Origin of the sequence: Phycobacter sedimenti (genome assembly GCF_038148855.1) — a bacterium.
GTDB lineage: Bacteria > Pseudomonadota > Alphaproteobacteria > Rhodobacterales > Rhodobacteraceae > Phycobacter > Phycobacter sedimenti.
On the sequence record NZ_JBBVGR010000001.1, the window covers coordinates 264143 to 280064 of the forward strand.

16 protein-coding genes are annotated in these 15922 nt (G+C 61.6%); 6 read left to right on the forward strand and 10 right to left on the reverse strand.

Translation table 11 applies throughout. From position 1 onward, the window contains the following. The first annotated feature begins 77 nt into the window (after positions 1-77). From fumC to AADA15_RS01270, 4 genes are all read left to right on the forward strand, one after another. Complete coding sequence (fumC, locus tag AADA15_RS01255; protein WP_341639725.1) at positions 78-1472, forward strand: class II fumarate hydratase; 1395 nt, start codon at positions 78-80, stop codon at positions 1470-1472. Further along, positions 1472-1657: a DUF4169 family protein gene (locus AADA15_RS01260; protein ID WP_341639726.1), complete on the forward strand. Its 186-nt coding sequence runs from the start codon at positions 1472-1474 to the stop codon at positions 1655-1657. Before fumC ends, AADA15_RS01260 begins: the two co-directional genes overlap by 1 nt. Then, on the forward strand, positions 1657-1881 hold the full coding sequence (locus tag AADA15_RS01265; protein ID WP_341639727.1) for a ribbon-helix-helix domain-containing protein: 225 nt from the start codon (positions 1657-1659) through the stop codon (positions 1879-1881). Before AADA15_RS01260 ends, AADA15_RS01265 begins: the two co-directional genes overlap by 1 nt. 138 nt (positions 1882-2019) lie before the next feature. Continuing rightward, entirely contained in the window at positions 2020-2403 is a 384-nt protein-coding gene (locus tag AADA15_RS01270; protein WP_341639728.1) for a hypothetical protein, read from the forward strand. 29 nt (positions 2404-2432) lie between these two features. On the opposite strand, the gene AADA15_RS01275 is transcribed toward AADA15_RS01270, so the two are convergent. The 3 genes from AADA15_RS01275 to AADA15_RS01285 form a co-directional block, all read right to left on the reverse strand. Continuing rightward, entirely contained in the window at positions 2433-3785 is a 1353-nt protein-coding gene (locus AADA15_RS01275) for a cytochrome P450 (RefSeq protein ID WP_341639729.1), read from the reverse strand. After that, a complete protein-coding gene (locus tag AADA15_RS01280) occupies positions 3782-5062 on the reverse strand; it encodes a hypothetical protein (protein WP_341639730.1) in 1281 nt (426 codons plus the stop codon). The genes AADA15_RS01275 and AADA15_RS01280 overlap by 4 nt, the downstream gene beginning before the upstream one ends. Positions 5063-5147: 85 nt before the next feature. Then, positions 5148-5900, reverse strand: coding sequence for a cytochrome c biogenesis CcdA family protein (locus tag AADA15_RS01285; protein ID WP_341639731.1), 753 nt, complete (start codon positions 5898-5900; stop codon positions 5148-5150). A gap of 94 nt (positions 5901-5994) precedes the next feature. Here AADA15_RS01285 and AADA15_RS01290 point away from each other — a divergent pair, with 94 nt between their 5' ends. Continuing rightward, entirely contained in the window at positions 5995-6228 is a 234-nt protein-coding gene (locus tag AADA15_RS01290) for a sulfurtransferase TusA family protein (protein WP_341639732.1), read from the forward strand. Positions 6229-6251: 23 nt separating this feature from the next. Here AADA15_RS01290 and AADA15_RS01295 read toward each other — a convergent pair whose 3' ends face one another. The 7 genes from AADA15_RS01295 to purC form a co-directional block, all read right to left on the reverse strand. Further along, a complete protein-coding gene (locus tag AADA15_RS01295; RefSeq protein ID WP_341639733.1) occupies positions 6252-6650 on the reverse strand; it encodes a DUF4440 domain-containing protein in 399 nt (132 codons plus the stop codon). 61 nt (positions 6651-6711) lie between these two features. Further along, positions 6712-9699 (reverse strand): Rne/Rng family ribonuclease, encoded by a 2988-nt coding sequence (locus AADA15_RS01300; protein ID WP_341639734.1) that lies wholly within the window; start codon positions 9697-9699, stop codon positions 6712-6714. A gap of 524 nt (positions 9700-10223) precedes the next feature. After that, positions 10224-11561, reverse strand: a complete 1338-nt coding sequence (locus AADA15_RS01305) for a sigma-54-dependent transcriptional regulator (RefSeq protein WP_341639735.1) — start codon at positions 11559-11561, stop codon at positions 10224-10226. A gap of 26 nt (positions 11562-11587) precedes the next feature. After that, positions 11588-13372, reverse strand: coding sequence for an ATP-binding protein (locus AADA15_RS01310; RefSeq protein ID WP_341639736.1), 1785 nt, complete (start codon positions 13370-13372; stop codon positions 11588-11590). 37 nt (positions 13373-13409) lie between these two features. Continuing rightward, on the reverse strand, positions 13410-14078 hold the full coding sequence (gene purQ / locus AADA15_RS01315; protein WP_341639737.1) for a phosphoribosylformylglycinamidine synthase subunit PurQ: 669 nt from the start codon (positions 14076-14078) through the stop codon (positions 13410-13412). Then, positions 14078-14308, reverse strand: coding sequence for a phosphoribosylformylglycinamidine synthase subunit PurS (gene purS, locus AADA15_RS01320; RefSeq protein WP_192966788.1), 231 nt, complete (start codon positions 14306-14308; stop codon positions 14078-14080). Before purS ends, purQ begins: the two co-directional genes overlap by 1 nt. Positions 14309-14388: 80 nt before the next feature. Continuing rightward, positions 14389-15150, reverse strand: coding sequence for a phosphoribosylaminoimidazolesuccinocarboxamide synthase (purC, locus tag AADA15_RS01325; RefSeq protein ID WP_341639738.1), 762 nt, complete (start codon positions 15148-15150; stop codon positions 14389-14391). A 236-nt stretch (positions 15151-15386) separates the two neighbouring features. Between purC and AADA15_RS01330 the strand changes: the two genes are divergently transcribed. Beyond that, complete coding sequence (locus AADA15_RS01330; protein WP_341639739.1) at positions 15387-15704, forward strand: DUF1476 domain-containing protein; 318 nt, start codon at positions 15387-15389, stop codon at positions 15702-15704. Positions 15705-15922: the final 218 nt, after the last annotated feature.

Genomic DNA, 15922 nt, shown 5'->3' on the forward strand with positions numbered 1-15922 from the left:
GCGCAACTGCCCGATTGCGCCCACGGCGACCGCGGGCTAAACGGCATGCAACGGCATACGAGACGGAGACAGACGAGATGTCCAATACCCGCACCGAAACAGACAGCTTTGGTCCGCTGGAAGTTCCTAACGACAAATACTGGGGCGCGCAGACGCAGCGTTCGATCATGAACTTCCCCATCGGCTGGGAAAAGCAGCCCGTTGCCATCGTGCGTGCGCTTGGCGTGATCAAGAAGGCCTGCGCCATGGCCAACAAGGAGAGCGGCAAGCTAGACCCCAAGATCGCGGATGCCATCATCCAGGCCGCTGGTGAGGTGTTCGAGGGCAAATTCGACGACAACTTCCCGCTGGTGGTCTGGCAGACCGGGTCCGGCACCCAGTCCAACATGAACTCCAACGAGGTGATCGCCAACCGCGCGATCGAGATCCTGGGCGGCGAGATCGGCTCCAAGGATCCGGTGCACCCCAACGATCACTGCAACATGGGCCAGTCCTCGAACGACACCTTCCCGACCGCGATGCATATCGGCGCCGCCATGATGGTGCGCGACGTGCTGCTGCCGGGTCTGAACAAGCTGCTGTCGGGACTCGAAGCAAAGTCCGAAGAGTTCAAGGACATCATCAAGATCGGCCGCACCCACACCCAGGATGCGACCCCGCTGACGCTGGGCCAGGAATTTGGCGGCTATGCCCACCAGATCCGCATGGGCATCACCCGCATCGAGGCGGCCCTGCCCGGTATCTACGAGCTTGCACAGGGCGGCACCGCCGTCGGTACCGGCCTGAACACCCAACACGGCTGGGGCGAAAAGGTCGCCGCGAACATGGCCGAGATCACCGGCCTGCCCTTCGTGACCGCGCCCAACAAGTTTGAAGCGCTTGCCGCGCATGACGCCATGGTCTTCATGTCCGGCGCGCTCGCCTCGGTCGCTGGTGCCATGTACAAGATCGCCAACGACATTCGTTTCCTCGGCTCCGGCCCGCGCTCGGGCCTGGGAGAACTGATCCTGCCCGAGAACGAGCCGGGTTCCTCTATCATGCCGGGCAAGGTGAACCCGACCCAGGCCGAGGCAATGACTCAGGTTGCCGCGCATGTGATGGGCAACGACGCCGCGATCAAGTTCGCAGGCAGCCAGGGCCATTTCGAACTCAACGTCTACAACCCGATGATGTCCTACAACCTCTTGCAGTCCATGCAGCTTCTGGGGGATGTGGCCGACAGCTTCACCGAGCGGATGCTGAACGGCATCAAGGCCAACGAGCCGCGCATCGAAAAGCTGATGAAAGAGTCGCTGATGCTGGTCACGGCGCTTGCCCCGACCATCGGCTATGACAATGCCACCAAGGTCGCCAAGACCGCGCATAAGAACGGCACCACGCTCAAGGAAGAAGCCATCGCGCTTGGCTTTGTGGATGAGGCCACTTTTGACGCGGTCGTGCGCCCCGAGCAGATGATCGGGCCCAAGGACTGATGGCTGAGCCGGTCAATCTGAACCGGTTTCGAAAACAAAAGGCGCGGGCCGAGAAAAAGGCCCGCGCTGACGCCAACGCGGTGAAATTCGGCCGCAGCAAGGCGGAAAAACAGCTCGATCGCAGCCGTCGTAACCAAGACGAAAAACGTCTGGATGGCCACAAGTCCGACGATCAGGAAAAATAATGAACACCCGCCCCAAGAAACACTCGCTGACCCTGCGCGGCCATCGAACCTCTGTTTCATTGGAAGACGAATTCTGGGCCGCCTTTCGCGCCATTGCCGCAGAGCAAGGCCGCGCCATCAATGAACTCGCCGCCGAAATAGACGAGTCGCGCGCGACCGACTGCGGGCTGGCGACGGCCATCCGCCTCTACGTTCTGCGCCACCTCAAATCGCGCTTGAGTTGATCAAAATCCTATTGCATTATCCCGCCCGGCAGCTCCGAAAGAGGCGCAGACGCGTCACCTTAGGGAGCATGCCGTTATGTTTTAACAATTGCGTCCGTTTCAAACAGACATAAACAAACCTGATCGAGACCCAACAATATGAAAAAGACCCTTTCCGTCCTGGCCCTACTGTCCTTGTCCGCCTGTGGCGATATTCAGACCTACCCCGCTCAAATTGAAAAACAGGCGTCAGCCGTCGCCGCGACTACCGCTACGCCCCTTGATCAGATCGCAATTACCGCAGACAGCAAGATTGCAGGCAAAACATTCACGACCGTCGGACCGGTCAAGGGCACGGTGGCAAAGGTAACTGCCTTTCATCCCGCACCAACCGTTGAACAGGGCGAACAAAAGCTTCGTGTAGAGGCCGCTGAGCTGGGTGCCGACGCCGTCATCAATGCCAAGATCGGAGCTGTAGAAATCTGCCCGCTCAGCTGGGGCTGCCGACATGTTTCGGGCACGGCGGTCAAGTTCACCAACTGATACGGCGTGACACCACTGCGGCTGATGCTCTAACGCGGTGTCAGCCGCAGCCATATCCCATCCTCGGCGCGCACGGTCAGATGTGCGACCGGAACAGGGTCCTTGCCCTCGACCGGTGCCACGCGAAACTCGCGCAGCAGCATTGACAGGATCAGCGGTCCTTCGACCATGGCAAAGCCCGCCCCGGTGCAGACGCGGGCACCCGCGGAAAAGGGCATATAGGCCTCACGCTGGCAGGTCTTTCCGTTCTCGGTCTCCCAGCGGCCCGGGTCGAACCCGTCCGGATTGTCCCAAAGCCGCTCGTGCCTGTGCAGGTGCCAGGGGCTGAGCACCAATTGCGATCCTTTCGGCACCTCCCGGTTGCGAAACTCCTCAGGGCAACGCGCCTCGCGCACCATCATAGGGACAGGCGGATAAAGGCGCAGCGCCTCGCGGAACACATCCCGGCTGACCCGCAGGCGAGACATGGCAGCAAAGCTATCGTCCTTTAGCGCTGCCGCCTCAGCGGCCACCCTCTCCTGCCACTCCGGGTAGATGGCCATCAGATACAGTGTCCAGGCCAGAGCCGAGGCACTGGTTTCATGACCCGCCAGGAAAAAGATCGCCACCTGATCGACCATTTCCTCGGTGGTGAAGGTCTCTCCGGTCTCGGGATCCGCCGTGGTCATGATCTTGCTAGCCAGATCCTGCGGCGCCGTACCCGACGCGATCTGGGCCGCCCTTTCATCCGTAAGGCGCGTTATCAGATCGCGGATACGCGCGGCGTTCTCCAGCGTGCCCCGCCGAAAGAAACGCGGCACCCAAGCCGGCACCGGAACAAAGGCCGCAAGGTTCAGGATCGGCTGGCTGCGCTGGTAATCGCGGAAACGCGCAAACACCTCCGATGCGACCTCGTGCTCGATGGGGATGGAAAACAACGTGCGAAAGATCACATCCGCCGCCGCATGGGAGGTGACCGCCTCGATCTCGATCTCGCCCTCCTGTCCTTTGAGCCGCTCAACAGCCGCCTCGGCTGCGGCGCGCATGGCCGGGAAAGTTTCCTTCAGACGCCCGCCTTCGAAAGCCGGGTCAATGATACGGCGCTGGCGCTTCCAGACATCGCCATTGGTGAGGAAGACCGAGTTCCCCAACAGCGGCCGCAGCCCTTCTCCAATCCGGTTGGATTTCGGGAAATCATCGGGGCGCTCTTTCAGAACGGTCTGCACCAGATCCGGCTGGTTCAGCAGAAAGGAGCGAAAGAAGGGGGTGCGAAACTCTGCCATCCAGGCCCGATACAGCCGCGCGGGCTGGGCCGACAGGATGTCCTTGCGAAACAGTTGCGCGTACCGCCACAGCGAGACCTTGTCGGGGCGCGCAGGTGGTTTGGGCGGCAGCCGTGTCATGGCGCGCCCACCGAAGAATATCCAGAAGTCGCCACCTCGATACGCGACTTTGACGGCTTGCGCCCCCTATAGCGGTCGGACAGTGTCACCGGCCCGGCGGTGATCTTGAAGTAATCATAGTCGCCAGGCTGGTCGAAGGCGCAGAGATACTGAAAATGCAGGCGAAAAAACCGCCAGCGCAATTCCTTCCAACGCGCGGGGCTCAAGGTTTGGGTGAAAGCCGCAGAGACCACCAGCGGCCAACGTTTTCCCTCGGGCGCAACGCCGCTGACAGCAACCGGATCACACAGCGCAAAGGCGCAGCCATCCCCCGGCGCGCTGACATCGATCCAGGTAATGTCGGGGCTGGCCGACAGATACTGCAGATCACCACGCAACCGGTCCGCACGCGGAAGGAAGGACACCATCGGCACCACCTGCCCCAGGCTGAGGAACCCCAGGGCGGGGCGCACCCCTGGCACTCCTGCACGGAGCAGATCCGCCAGCACCGAAACCCCTACATGGGCCCCGGAAGAATGGCCAACGACCAGCACCTCATCCACTGCGTTCTTCTCAATGGCAGTGCGGATCAGCTGGCAAAACTCAGCCATGCGCGCCTCAAGGTCTGGCGGATTGGCCCCGCGCAAGGCCGCTGAATAGGCATAGTCGTGCATCAGGTAGTAGGCAAACAGCTTCCCATCGCGGGCCTTGAACCATCTCAGCACAAGGATCGCCACAGCCCCGAACGCGACGAGAAAAACAAGCGAGCCAAGCAGGCCGACGGCTGCGCGGCCAATGAGTTCCGCAAAGCCCCATTCCGCAACAGCTCCGGCGAGAGAGCCTGCAATCACCGCCAGCATCAGTTGCAGGAGCAACATTCCCACCGGATAAAGCGCGGCAATCACCGGCCCCTTGCGCAGGCGCATCAAGCGCAGCAGCGCACCTGTGGAGATGTAGATCCAGGCTGTTCGAACCAGCTGCAGATAGGTTGCCGGGATCGAGGCCGACATGCTGCCGCGCACAATGTCGGACCAGACCAGCACCTCCACATCCGCATTGATCTCTGCCCCCTCCATGCAGGCCGACACATGCCAGCCATAGGGGCCACCGGCCTGTTTCGGTCGCTGTGCGATCTCATATCCCGATATCCCGGCCTGAGCCGCGCTTTCGCTGCGGTACAGCTCTCGATAGCGGCGCGGGTGGATCGGATCGTAGCCGGGAATATAGAACACGTGGCGACGGCGCACCATTGCCGCCCCCTGCCCGTCTGTCTTCCCCTGCTCTGCCGCCTTGCCCATTCCGGCCTCATCTGATTTGCCTCAGATTAGCGGCGGATAAGGGCAAGAGTAAGCCCCCAGGATCAGAGTGTTGGCCGTGTGTTTCTCAGCCGAGCGCAGCCAGCGCGGGGAAGGTCTCCAACAACCACCATGAGAAGGTGGAGAAAAGTCCCGTCACCAGCATGAACCCGACAAAGAGCAACAGCCCCCCCATCAGTTTCTCAATGAGGCCCATATGGCGCTTCATCCGGTTCATCAGCGCCATTGATCGATTGAGGAAGATCGCGGCCAAAAGAAACGGGACCCCAAGGCCAAGCGCATAGACCCCCAAAAGGATCGTGCCGCGGCTGACAGACGCCTCAGAGGCGGCCAGCGACAGGATCGCGCCCAGTTGCGGGCCAATGCAGGGCGTCCAGCCAAAGGCAAAGGCCAGCCCCAGAACATAGGCACCAAGGGCCGAGCCGCCAGACTCTCCCGCATCCATCCGCGCCTCCCGGTCCAGGATCGGGATGCGGAACACTGACAGGAAGTGCAGGCCAAAGACGATCACCACCACGCCCGAGATCTTCGCGAACAGCTCCTGGTTTTGCAGCACGAAGGCTCCGAAGGCCGAGGCCGTGAACCCCAGCAGGAGAAAGACCGTCGACAGCCCCAGCACAAAGAACAGGGCCGAGACGATAACCTTGCGCCGGGCCGTTTCAGTGCCCTGCATCTCGCCGATGGTCACGCCGCTCATATAGGCAAGATAAGGCGGCACAATGGGCAGCACACAGGGCGACAGGAAGCTGATCAAACCGGCCACCAGCGCCACGAACATGGCAGGAATCAGTCCTGCGTCGATGATCTCAATTCCAAACATGACACTCACTTAGAGGAGGACTGCGCAAAGGTCACGGGGGGGCATGGTCACATCCTTGTGGACAGGCCGTGAAGGCCGGATTATCTGATGGGATATGAGCGATACCACACCCACCCTCGATGCCATCGGCCTGTTGTGCCCCCTGCCCGTACTGAAGGCCCGCAAGCGATTGAAATCATTGGCGCAAGGCGAAGTATTGACGATCCTGGCCGACGATCCGGCCGCTATCGTCGACGTGCCCCATTTCTGCACCGAGGCGGGGCATGAGTTCCTGGGACAAAGCGACGCGCCGGACCACCAGATCTATCGGATCCGCAAAGGCGGCTGAGCGTCAAAAGCGCCTGCCCTTGATCAGGGCAGCGGGGTTTGCACGCCCTCTGGCAGGGCTTCGGTGTCCTGGCTGAAGACGTTGATCCATCCCGCCCCCTCCCGTTTCCAGACCGAACTGACATACATGGCGCGTTCGGTTTCATCGCCAGGCAGATGGTAGGTCGCGAGATAGGCCAAAAGAGCGCAATCTGCTGCCAGCGTCAGGATGCGGGCCTTGGACAAGGCAAAGCGCGCCACCGTGGGGCCGTTCAGCAACTGACCGCTGTGCGCGTCCCGGCCGGCAAAGCCGCTGGGATAGACGCCCAGAAATTTCGGGTGCAGTGCCGCTCGGTCCGCCGCAACGTCCCCATTCTGCAGTGCCTGCCAAACCGCCGTTTCGCAGGCCAGGATCTCTTGCAGCAGGTCGTCATGTTGGCACATCAGGCCGTCTTCCTTTAAACGAAAAAGGCGGCCCCAAGGGGACCGCCTTTCGTTCGTGGGATCAACCGCCCAGAGACCACCAGCCGCGGCGCTTGGGCTTTGACGGGCTGTCCGGTTCCGGGGTCGGGGCAACCTCTGCCTCGGCTGCGACCAGTTCCGGCTCGGGCTTTTCGACCGTTTCGGTTTCCGGTTCGGAGGCGTCCTCTCCCGCAGGGGCGTCTTCAGCCTCGGCGGTGGCTTCAGGTGTAGCTGCAGCCTCATCAGGGACCGGTGTCTCTTCTGCGTCCCCTTCGGTCGCGGCGATCACCTTTGCTTCCGGGGCCTCGGTTGCAGCCTCCTGTTCAGCAACTCCAGCCTGCAGCTCAGTGGTTTCGGCGACCTCCTCCGTCACCTCGCCAGCCTCAGGCTCTGCCGTCTGCTCTTGCGCGGCGGCATCGGACGGAGCTTCGGCCTGCTCTGCTACAGGGGCCTCATCAGCCTCGGCTGCGTCAGTGGTCTCTTGCTGAGGATCCTTGCTCTCTGCTTCTGCGTCCTTATCGATCGGCTTACGGCTCCGACTACGGCGCTTGCGGGTTTTCTTCCTGGGCTTCTCTTCTGTTTCGGCAGCGCCCTCTTCGGCTTCGCCTTCGACTGCGGCCTCAGATTGATCCGCGTCCGGCTGCGCCTCCGGTTCAGCGGCATCTTCTGCCCCCTCATTGGAGCCGCCGGTCTCGTCTGCGCCATCAGCCTCAGCGTCGGCATTGGCAGATCCATTCTCGCCATTGTCCCCTTCGGACGAGCCGGACTTGCGGCGACGACGGCGACGACGTTTGCGCTTGGGCTTTGCGTCACCTTCCGCCTCGGGCTGGTTGTCCTCTGCCTCGCTTTCAGCGGCAGCGGCAGCGGCCTCGGCTGCGGTCTCATCCGCGTCCACCTCATCCATGATCGAGGTATCGACCGAGACGACGGGTGCCGCCGCAACCGGCACCGCACGTGAAGCGGTCTTGAACTTCTCCAGCACGAAATCGGGGCTGACCAGATGCACGTCCCCTTCGATCCGCACCGACATGCCGTAGCGCGCTTCAATCTGGGCGATGTGGTCACGCTTCTGGTTCATCAGGTAGTTGGCAATCGCAACAGGGCATTTCACCAGAACCTCACGTGAGCGGCGACGGGTGCCTTCCTCCTCGATCTGACGCAGGATCGACAGCGCAAGGGAATCGTCCGAACGAATCAACCCGGTTCCATGGCAATGCGGGCACGGCGCAGTCGTGGCCTCGATCATGCCGGGGCGCAGACGCTGACGCGACATTTCCATCAGGCCAAAGCCAGAGATCCGGCCAACCTGAATACGCGCACGGTCTGTCTTCAGCTTGTCCTTCATCCGCTTTTCGACGGCGGCATTGTTCTTGCGCTCGTCCATGTCGATGAAGTCGATGACAATCAGGCCCGCAAGATCGCGCAGGCGAAGCTGGCGAGCCACCTCCTCGGCAGCCTCCAGGTTGGTCTTGAGCGCGGTTTCCTCGATCGAGGCTTCCTTGGTGGCGCGGCCAGAGTTCACATCGATGGCCACCAGCGCCTCGGTCACGCCGATCACGATATAACCACCGGATTTCAGCTGCACCGTCGGATTGAACATGCCCGCCAGATAGCTTTCCACCTGATAGCGCGCAAAGAGCGGAAGAGACTCGTTGTAGTTCTTCACGTTCTTGGCGTGGGACGGCATGATCATCTTCATGAAGTCCTTGGCGATGCGATAACCGCGCTCGCCTTCCACCAGAACCTCGTCGATCTCGCGGTTGTAAAGGTCGCGGATCGAGCGCTTGATCAGGTCGCCCTCTTCATAGATCTTCGCGGGTGCAATCGATTTCAGCGTCAGCTCGCGGATCTGCTCCCAGAGTCGCTGGAGGTATTCATAGTCACGCTTGATCTCGGCCTTGGTGCGTTTCGCCCCAGCCGTGCGCACGATCAGGCCCGCGCCCTGAGGCACGTCCAACTCGGCAGCAATGTCTTTCAGCTTCTTGCGGTCGGCGGCATTGGTGATCTTGCGGCTGATACCACCGCCACGGGCGGTGTTCGGCATCAAGACGCAATAGCGGCCTGCCAGCGACAGGTATGTGGTCAGGGCCGCGCCCTTGTTGCCACGCTCTTCCTTGACGACCTGCACCAGAAGAACCTGGCGGACCTTGATGACTTCCTGGATCTTGTAGCGGCGCGGACGTGGCTTGCGCGGCGGGCGGATGTCCTCGCTGTCGTCATCGTCAGCAACGGACTCGATGCTCTCGTCCTTAGCGGCGGCGTCGGGCTTCTTTTCGCCGTCCTCGTCATCCGCATCGTCATCGGGCTGTGTTTCGTCGCTGTCCACCGTATCGGTCTGAGCAATGGGCTCTTCCGTTTCGCCTGCGGCGCTGTCTTCGCCTGCGTCACCAACAGCTTCGCTGTCTTCGCCAGCGTCGGAAGCGGTGTCGTCCGTCTCGGGCTCTTCGACGGGCGTTTCAGCGACACGCTCCATCGGCGAGGTCCCCTCGGGCACCTCGGCAAGCTTGTCCTCTGCTGCGGCATCATCCGCGCCGAGGTCGATGGTTTCCATTCCAGCGATCTCACTTGCCGCATCGGACGCGGAGGACCCAGCTTCCAAATCGTCAATGGCAATCTCTTTGGTTTCCACCGCATCCGTAGAGCTGGCAGAGGCCGCCTTGCTGCGCGGAGACTTGCGGCTACGCGAACGGGAGCGAGAGGGTTTTTCCTCTTCGGCCTCATCTTTGGCCCGCATCGCCTCGGCATAGGCGCGCTCTTCCTCCATCAGCGCCTCGCGGTCGGCGACGGGGATCTGGTAATAATCGGGATGAATTTCCGAAAACGCCAGGAAGCCATGACGATTGCCGCCATAGTCCACGAAGGCCGCCTGAAGAGACGGTTCGACCCGGGTTACTTTTGCGAGGTAGATATTGCCAGCAAGCTGGCGTTTGTTTTCGGATTCAAAATCGAATTCTTCAACCTTGTTTCCGTCAACCACCACAACGCGGGTCTCTTCCGCGTGGGTGGCATCGATAAGCATCTTCTTGGCCATGTGTCCTTGGTGCACCTGCCCAGTGCAAACGGAGGCCTCCCTCTTCCAGGGGGGCGCGCATGTCTTGGGGGGTGTCTTGTCAGGGCGATTTCAGACGTCGCGCCGCAGGGCAGGATCCCGGAACATCCGTCCGGCCCTTTGTCCTGTATGCTCTTCGCTCGCGCGCGCGTCATCGCGGTTCTTCTCCGACAGGTGGGATATCCCGAACCCTGCCATGTTATTCCTTCCCGGCGATCCCGGAAGAGGTGTTTGGCTGCCCCGGTTACCGGGACAAATCGGTCTGCATCTGCTTTCTCGGATCATGCCGGACAAAAGAAAGACGCAGCGAATCTCATCTGGGGCGCCACAACAAAGGTGCGAAGGCCCCGTCTAATCACCATAAGGCCTGTCGCCGGGAAATGACAATGGCCATTCGCAACAGGCACTCGTGAAAGTGTAAACTATTCTGCTTTAGGTCAAAATGATTAACAAAAGCAGGCACAAACCTGCTTTTGGCGTCAAATCACAATCACGCGGGGGCCCTTTCAGCCCAGATAGTCGGACCGCTGCAAACCGTACTTTGCCATTTTTTCGTTCAGGGTCCGGCGCGGCAGGCACAACTCCTCCATGACCGAGGCGATCGATCCCTTGTGGCGCCGCATCGTGTTGTCGATCAGCATGCGTTCAAAGGCTTCGACGTATTCTTTCAGCGGCTTGCCCTCGGTGGTCATTACCGGCTGCATTTCATCGTGATCCGACATCAGGAGCGAGGCGATGGTTCCCGACCCGCGACGCGATTGCAGCACGGCCCGTTCGGCCACGTTGATAAGCTGGCGTACGTTGCCCGGCCAGGGCGCCTGCAAGAGCTGTGCCGCTTCCTGCGCCGTCACCTGTGGCGCATCGCACCCATATTCCTCGGCGAACTGCTCGCTGAGGCGGGTAAAGAGCGTCAGGATATCCTCGCCGCGCTGACGCAGGGGCGGCACAGTGATACGCAATGCAGCGAGCCGGTAAAACAGATCCGGGCGCAGGGCGTCCTCGCAGGTCTTGCCGGCCTCCTGCAGGTTCGAAATTGCGATGATCCGGGTCTCTCCCGGCATGCCCTGCTCATTGATCACACTCAGGAGTTTCGCCTGCAAAGGCTCGCTCAACGCCTCGATGTCTTCGAGCACGAGCGTGCCGCCGCGGGCCTCTTCGATGGCAGGCAGGAGGCTGTCCTCGGGCTGCATCGGACCAAAGAGGCGCTTTGACAGGGCATCTTCCTCAAATGCCGCGCAGGAGATCAGCACGAACTTCTTGCCGGCCCGGCTGCCGACCGCGTGCAGGGCATGCGCCACCAGCGTTTTGCCGGTTCCGGTCTCGCCGTCGATCAGCACGTGACCGTCGGCCTGCCCCAGATCCAGGATATCCTCGCGCAGCCGCTCCATCACCGGGCTCATCCCGATGAGTTTCTTCATGATCTGCCCACCATCGGAGAGTTCGCGCCGCAGGGCGCGGTTGTCGAGCGTCAGACGGCGGGAATTCGTGGCGCGTTTCGCCAGCTCGGACATGCGATCCGGATTGAAGGGCTTTTCGAGAAAATCAAAGGCGCCGACCCGCATCGCCTCTACGGCCATGGGCACGTCGCCATGGCCGGTAATCATGATCACCGGCAAGGCGCTGTCGCTGCCCATCAGTTTCTTCAGAAACTGCATCCCGTCCATGCCGGGCATCTTGATGTCCGAGATGACGATCCCCGGATAATCCGACCCCAGCACCTTGAGCGCGTCTTCGGCGCTGGCGAAGGTCTCTGTGTCATACCCAGAGAGGGCCAGCCATTGGCTGATCGACTGGCGCATATCCTGTTCATCGTCCACGATCGCGATTTTCATAGCCTGTGCCATAGTGGCCTCTCCATCTTTGATGCCGCCTACTCGGCAGCCTCGATCCCTTCGACGAGGATCGGCAATTGCATTTCAAAAACGGCGCCGCCGTTTTGCCCGTTGCGTGCGATCAGCCGTCCGCCAAGGTCGTTCACGATCCCCGAGGAAATCGCAAGGCCCAAGCCCACCCCGTCACCGGGCTGCTTGGTGGTGTAGAAGGGCTCGAACAGGTTGTCGAAATCCTTGATCCCTGCCCCGTTGTCGCGCACCGAAAGAGTCGCGGTCTCCCCTGCCGCCAGCAGGATTTCAACCTCGGGGTCTTCGACAGATTTGGTGGCATCAAGCGCATTGCGCAAGAGGTTGACCATTACCTGCTCAAGCCGCATGCGATCTCCCATCACATAGACCGGCTCGTCTGGCAGGATGCGGGTGATCTTGACCTGCCGCTGACGCAGCTGCGGCTCCATCATCGACAGCGAGGACGCAAGCGCGTCTCCCATGTTTACAGGGGCAAAAGCATCGCCCGCCTTGCGCGCATAAGACTTCAGCTGCCGCGTGATCGCCCCCATCCGCTCGATCAGGTCATCGATCCGTCCGAAGGAGGCAAGCGCCTCCTCTGGGCGATTGCGGTTAAGCAGCAAGCGCGCGCCGGCAAGGTAGGTCTTCATCGCCGCAAGCGGCTGGTTCAGCTCGTGGCTGACCGCTGCGGACATCTCCCCAAGCGCTGCCAGTTTGGAGCTTTGCGCCAGGCTCTGCTCGGCAACGGCAAGGGTCTCCTGCACCCGTTCACGCTCGGCAATTTCCCGCTGCAGGCGGGCGTTCAATACGCGAAGCTCTGCCGACTCGCGCTGGAACAGGGCCATGCGCAGCGCCGTCTTGCGGCTCAGCGCGTAAAAGGCGAGCGCCAGAAGGATGGCGAATCCCATGATCTCGAGCGCCAGAACCGCGTTCACCTTCTCCCGGATCGACGCATAGGTGGTAAAGGACGTCAGTCGCCAGCCCTGAAACGGCACGCGCGTCTCAAGCCGCATCACCGCCTCGCCCTGAAGGTAGGCGTCGGCCGGCAGAACGGTCCAATCTGCGGTGGCGCGGATCGCGCGCTGAATGGCCCCTTCAGGGGTTTGTACGCGCAGCGCGTCCCGCTCTTCCTTGCCACGCCAGCGTGCCTCGGTCGCCAGAACGATCCGGCCGGTACTATCGCTGACCATGACCGCGTCGGAAATCCCGGCCCAGGCGCGTTCGAATTTCTGCAGATCCACTTCGATGACGATGACGCCAAGCGTGCCGGTGGTATCCACCACGCGCCGCGAATAGGTGAAGCGATAGCCGCCCACCTCGCGCTCGATTACAGAGAACACCGTCGCCTTGGAGCGCACCGCATCCACGAAATAGGCCGCGTTCCGGTGGGTTTCCCCAAGACGGTTCCGATTGGTGGCCGCCACGGTGCGCCCGTCACTGGCCAGCAGCATGATAGAGGCCGCCCCGATTTCCTCGACAAAAGAAATCAGCCGTTGCGTGGAAAGAGAGAAGTCCTGGCTCTGCAGGGCTGCGATCAGCGCCTGATCCCGCGCGAGCAGCTGCGGCACGATGGCGTGGCGGCGCAATTCGCTGACCAGGTTGCCGGAGTAAAGCGCCAGGCGCAGCTCGGCGCGGTTACGGGTGCTTTCGGTGAAGCGGTCGCTGAGCATCCGGTTGGTGACCCAGACCGTGGTTCCGGCGACGACCATGAAAAACAACAGCCCAAGACGCGCCCGCCACGAGATCGTACCCGACCGGGTTGCGGGGCGTCGTTTGGCCATGCGCGGCGTAGAGGGGTCAGGCGAAGCGGACATGATCTTAAATCTATTGCGCCTGCCCGCCCGCCTCAAGTCATGCGGAGGTGACCATACCTGCCAATGCGCGGAAGACTGCCGCCCCGTCCGTGCCGCCATGCCCTTCGTCAGCAGCGCGCTCCGGGTGCGGCATCATGCCAAGAACGCGGCGGTTCTCGGACAGGATCCCGGCGATATCGGCAACCGAGCCATTGGGATTGTCCACGTAGGTAAAGGCAACGCGGTCCTGATCCTTAAGCGCCGCAACAGTCTCGGCGTCGGCATAGTAGTTGCCGTCGTGATGCGCGATCGGGATGCCGATCACATCGCCTGCACTGTAAGCTTCGGTGAAGACACTGTTTGAGGTTTCAACCTTCAGATCGACTGTGCGGCAGATGTACTTCAGCCCGGCATTGCGCAACAGAGCTCCTGGCAGGATGCCCGTCTCGGTCAGGATCTGGAAGCCATTGCAGATCCCGATGGCATAGCCACCGCGATTGGCGTGATTCACCACCGCCTGACAGATCGGCGACTGGGCCGCAATGGCGCCGCAGCGCAGGTAATCGCCGTATGAAAACCCGCCCGGCACGCCGACGATATCCACGCCCGCGGGCAGCGCGCTGTCCTTGTGCCAGATCATCGAAACATCGAAGCCCGCGCGCTCGAAGGCCACCGCAAGATCCCGGTCGCAGTTGGATCCCGGAAAGACAACAACCGCCGCTTTCATCAGACCATCTCGATGCTGTAGGATTCGATCACGGTGTTGGCGAGCAGCTTTTCGCACATCTCGGTCACATCCGCTTCGGTGGCGCCTTCGGCGAGATCGAGATCGATCACCTTGCCCTGACGCACCCCTTCGACCTTGTCAAAGCCCATGGCACCAAGCGCATGGCGCACGGCCTCGCCCTGGGGGTCCAGAACTCCGTTTTTCAGCATCACATGCACCCGTGCCTTCATCGCGTCATCCCTTGGCTATTTCTGGCAAAGCCCGGCGGTGGGCTTTTCGTTTCAAGTCTCGTCTGCGCTGGCCGGGCCGGTCAGTTGACCAGCGTCGGCTTCCCCGGCGCAGGCGGGTTGTTCGGCATCACACCAAGACGGCGCGCAACCTCGCTGTAGGCGTCGGTCAGGCTCCCCAGATCGCGGCGGAACACGTCCTTGTCGAGCTTCTGCCCCGTCTCGATATCCCACAGGCGGCAGCTGTCCGGGCTGATCTCATCGGCGACAACCAAACGCTGGAAGTCGCCTTCGTAAACGCGCCCGATCTCGATCTTGAAGTCCACAAGGCGGATACCGACAGCCAGCATGACGCCCGACAGGAAATCATTGACGCGCAGCGCGAGGCTCAGGATGTCGTCCATGTCCTGCTGGCTGGCCCAGCCAAAGGCGGCGATGTGTTCTTCGGTGACCAGCGGATCGCCGAGCGCATCGTCCTTGTAGCAATACTCCACGATGGGGCGCGGAAGCTGTGTGCCCTCATCAATGCCAAGGCGCTTGGAGATGCTGCCGGCCGCATAGTTACGCACGATGATCTCAAGCGGGATGATCTCGCAGCTGCGCACCAGTTGTTCGCGCATGTTGAGGCGTTTCAGGAAGTGGGTCGGAACACCAATCTGCCCCAGCCCCAGCATGAAAAACTCGCTCAGGAGGTTGTTCAGAACGCCCTTGCCCTCGATCACGTCGCGCTTTTCGGCGTTGAACGCTGTGGCGTCGTCCTTGAAGTATTGCACGATGGTGCCCGGCTCGGGACCTTCATACAATGTCTTGGCCTTGCCTTCGTAAATCTTCTTGCGACGTGCCATGAGAAGCCTTTCGGGGGTGCGTGGCGGGAATCCATCCCGATGTCTTGCCGCCCTCATAGTGCAAGCGACATTGCGCCGCAAGCGCGGCGCGCGGTCACAGCAGGCGAACAATGCCACCGATTTGATTGACACCGGCCTGCCGACTGCCACGTCGCAATTCCGCGCGGCCACTATTGCGCAACCGTTGCCCGCCGCACATATTGATTACAGCAGACAATCCGAGACAGGAGAAACGGATGAGCACCTTTGATAACCGTGAGCAGGCCTTTGAAGCGAAATTCGCGCATGACGAGGAGATGCAGTTCAAGGCACAGGCGCGCTGCAACAAACTTCTGGGTCTTTGGGCGGCAGAAAAACTCGGCAAATCCGGTGCCGAGGCAGATGGCTATGCCAAAACCGTCGTCGTGTCGGATTTTGAGGAAGCCGGTCACGAGGATGTCGTGCGCAAAGTCGCCGCGGACCTCGATGGCCTTGCCAGCGCGGATGAGATCCGCGCCAAGATGGCGGAACTGTTGCCGGTGGCCAAAGAACAAATCATGACAGAAGCAGAATAACCCCGTCGCACGGGCGGCGCCGTCGGCAGTGGGCCGGGCGGCGGCGCCCGCAATGCCCTGCTGGAGGCGGCAGGCGCTCAGGGGGGGGCGGGGTCGGCCCGCCCGTTGAGCGGCGCTTCCGGGCACATGCGCTGGCCGGGCGAATGCGCGGGACTGTGCGTCTTTGCCGGGGGTGTTCGTTAACTTCTGGCCAAGGTCTGGTGAATATGGTGGGGGCG

Excerpts from the sequence above, each read along its gene's own strand:
- fumC (WP_341639725.1), top strand. The coding sequence starts at position 78 with ATGTCCAATACCCGCACCGAAACAGACAGCTTTGGTCCGCTGGAAGTT.
- AADA15_RS01260 (WP_341639726.1), top strand. The coding sequence starts at position 1,472 with ATGGCTGAGCCGGTCAATCTGAACCGGTTTCGAAAACAAAAGGCGCGG.
- AADA15_RS01265 (WP_341639727.1), top strand. The coding sequence starts at position 1,657 with ATGAACACCCGCCCCAAGAAACACTCGCTGACCCTGCGCGGCCATCGA.
- AADA15_RS01270 (WP_341639728.1), top strand. The coding sequence starts at position 2,020 with ATGAAAAAGACCCTTTCCGTCCTGGCCCTACTGTCCTTGTCCGCCTGT.
- AADA15_RS01275 (WP_341639729.1), bottom strand. The coding sequence starts at position 3,785 with ATGACACGGCTGCCGCCCAAACCACCTGCGCGCCCCGACAAGGTCTCG.
- AADA15_RS01280 (WP_341639730.1), bottom strand. The coding sequence starts at position 5,062 with ATGGGCAAGGCGGCAGAGCAGGGGAAGACAGACGGGCAGGGGGCGGCA.
- AADA15_RS01285 (WP_341639731.1), bottom strand. The coding sequence starts at position 5,900 with ATGTTTGGAATTGAGATCATCGACGCAGGACTGATTCCTGCCATGTTC.
- AADA15_RS01290 (WP_341639732.1), top strand. The coding sequence starts at position 5,995 with ATGAGCGATACCACACCCACCCTCGATGCCATCGGCCTGTTGTGCCCC.
- AADA15_RS01295 (WP_341639733.1), bottom strand. The coding sequence starts at position 6,650 with ATGTGCCAACATGACGACCTGCTGCAAGAGATCCTGGCCTGCGAAACG.
- AADA15_RS01300 (WP_341639734.1), bottom strand. The coding sequence starts at position 9,699 with ATGGCCAAGAAGATGCTTATCGATGCCACCCACGCGGAAGAGACCCGC.
- AADA15_RS01305 (WP_341639735.1), bottom strand. The coding sequence starts at position 11,561 with ATGGCACAGGCTATGAAAATCGCGATCGTGGACGATGAACAGGATATG.
- AADA15_RS01310 (WP_341639736.1), bottom strand. The coding sequence starts at position 13,372 with ATGTCCGCTTCGCCTGACCCCTCTACGCCGCGCATGGCCAAACGACGC.
- purQ (WP_341639737.1), bottom strand. The coding sequence starts at position 14,078 with ATGAAAGCGGCGGTTGTTGTCTTTCCGGGATCCAACTGCGACCGGGAT.
- purS (WP_192966788.1), bottom strand. The coding sequence starts at position 14,308 with ATGAAGGCACGGGTGCATGTGATGCTGAAAAACGGAGTTCTGGACCCC.
- purC (WP_341639738.1), bottom strand. The coding sequence starts at position 15,150 with ATGGCACGTCGCAAGAAGATTTACGAAGGCAAGGCCAAGACATTGTAT.
- AADA15_RS01330 (WP_341639739.1), top strand. The coding sequence starts at position 15,387 with ATGAGCACCTTTGATAACCGTGAGCAGGCCTTTGAAGCGAAATTCGCG.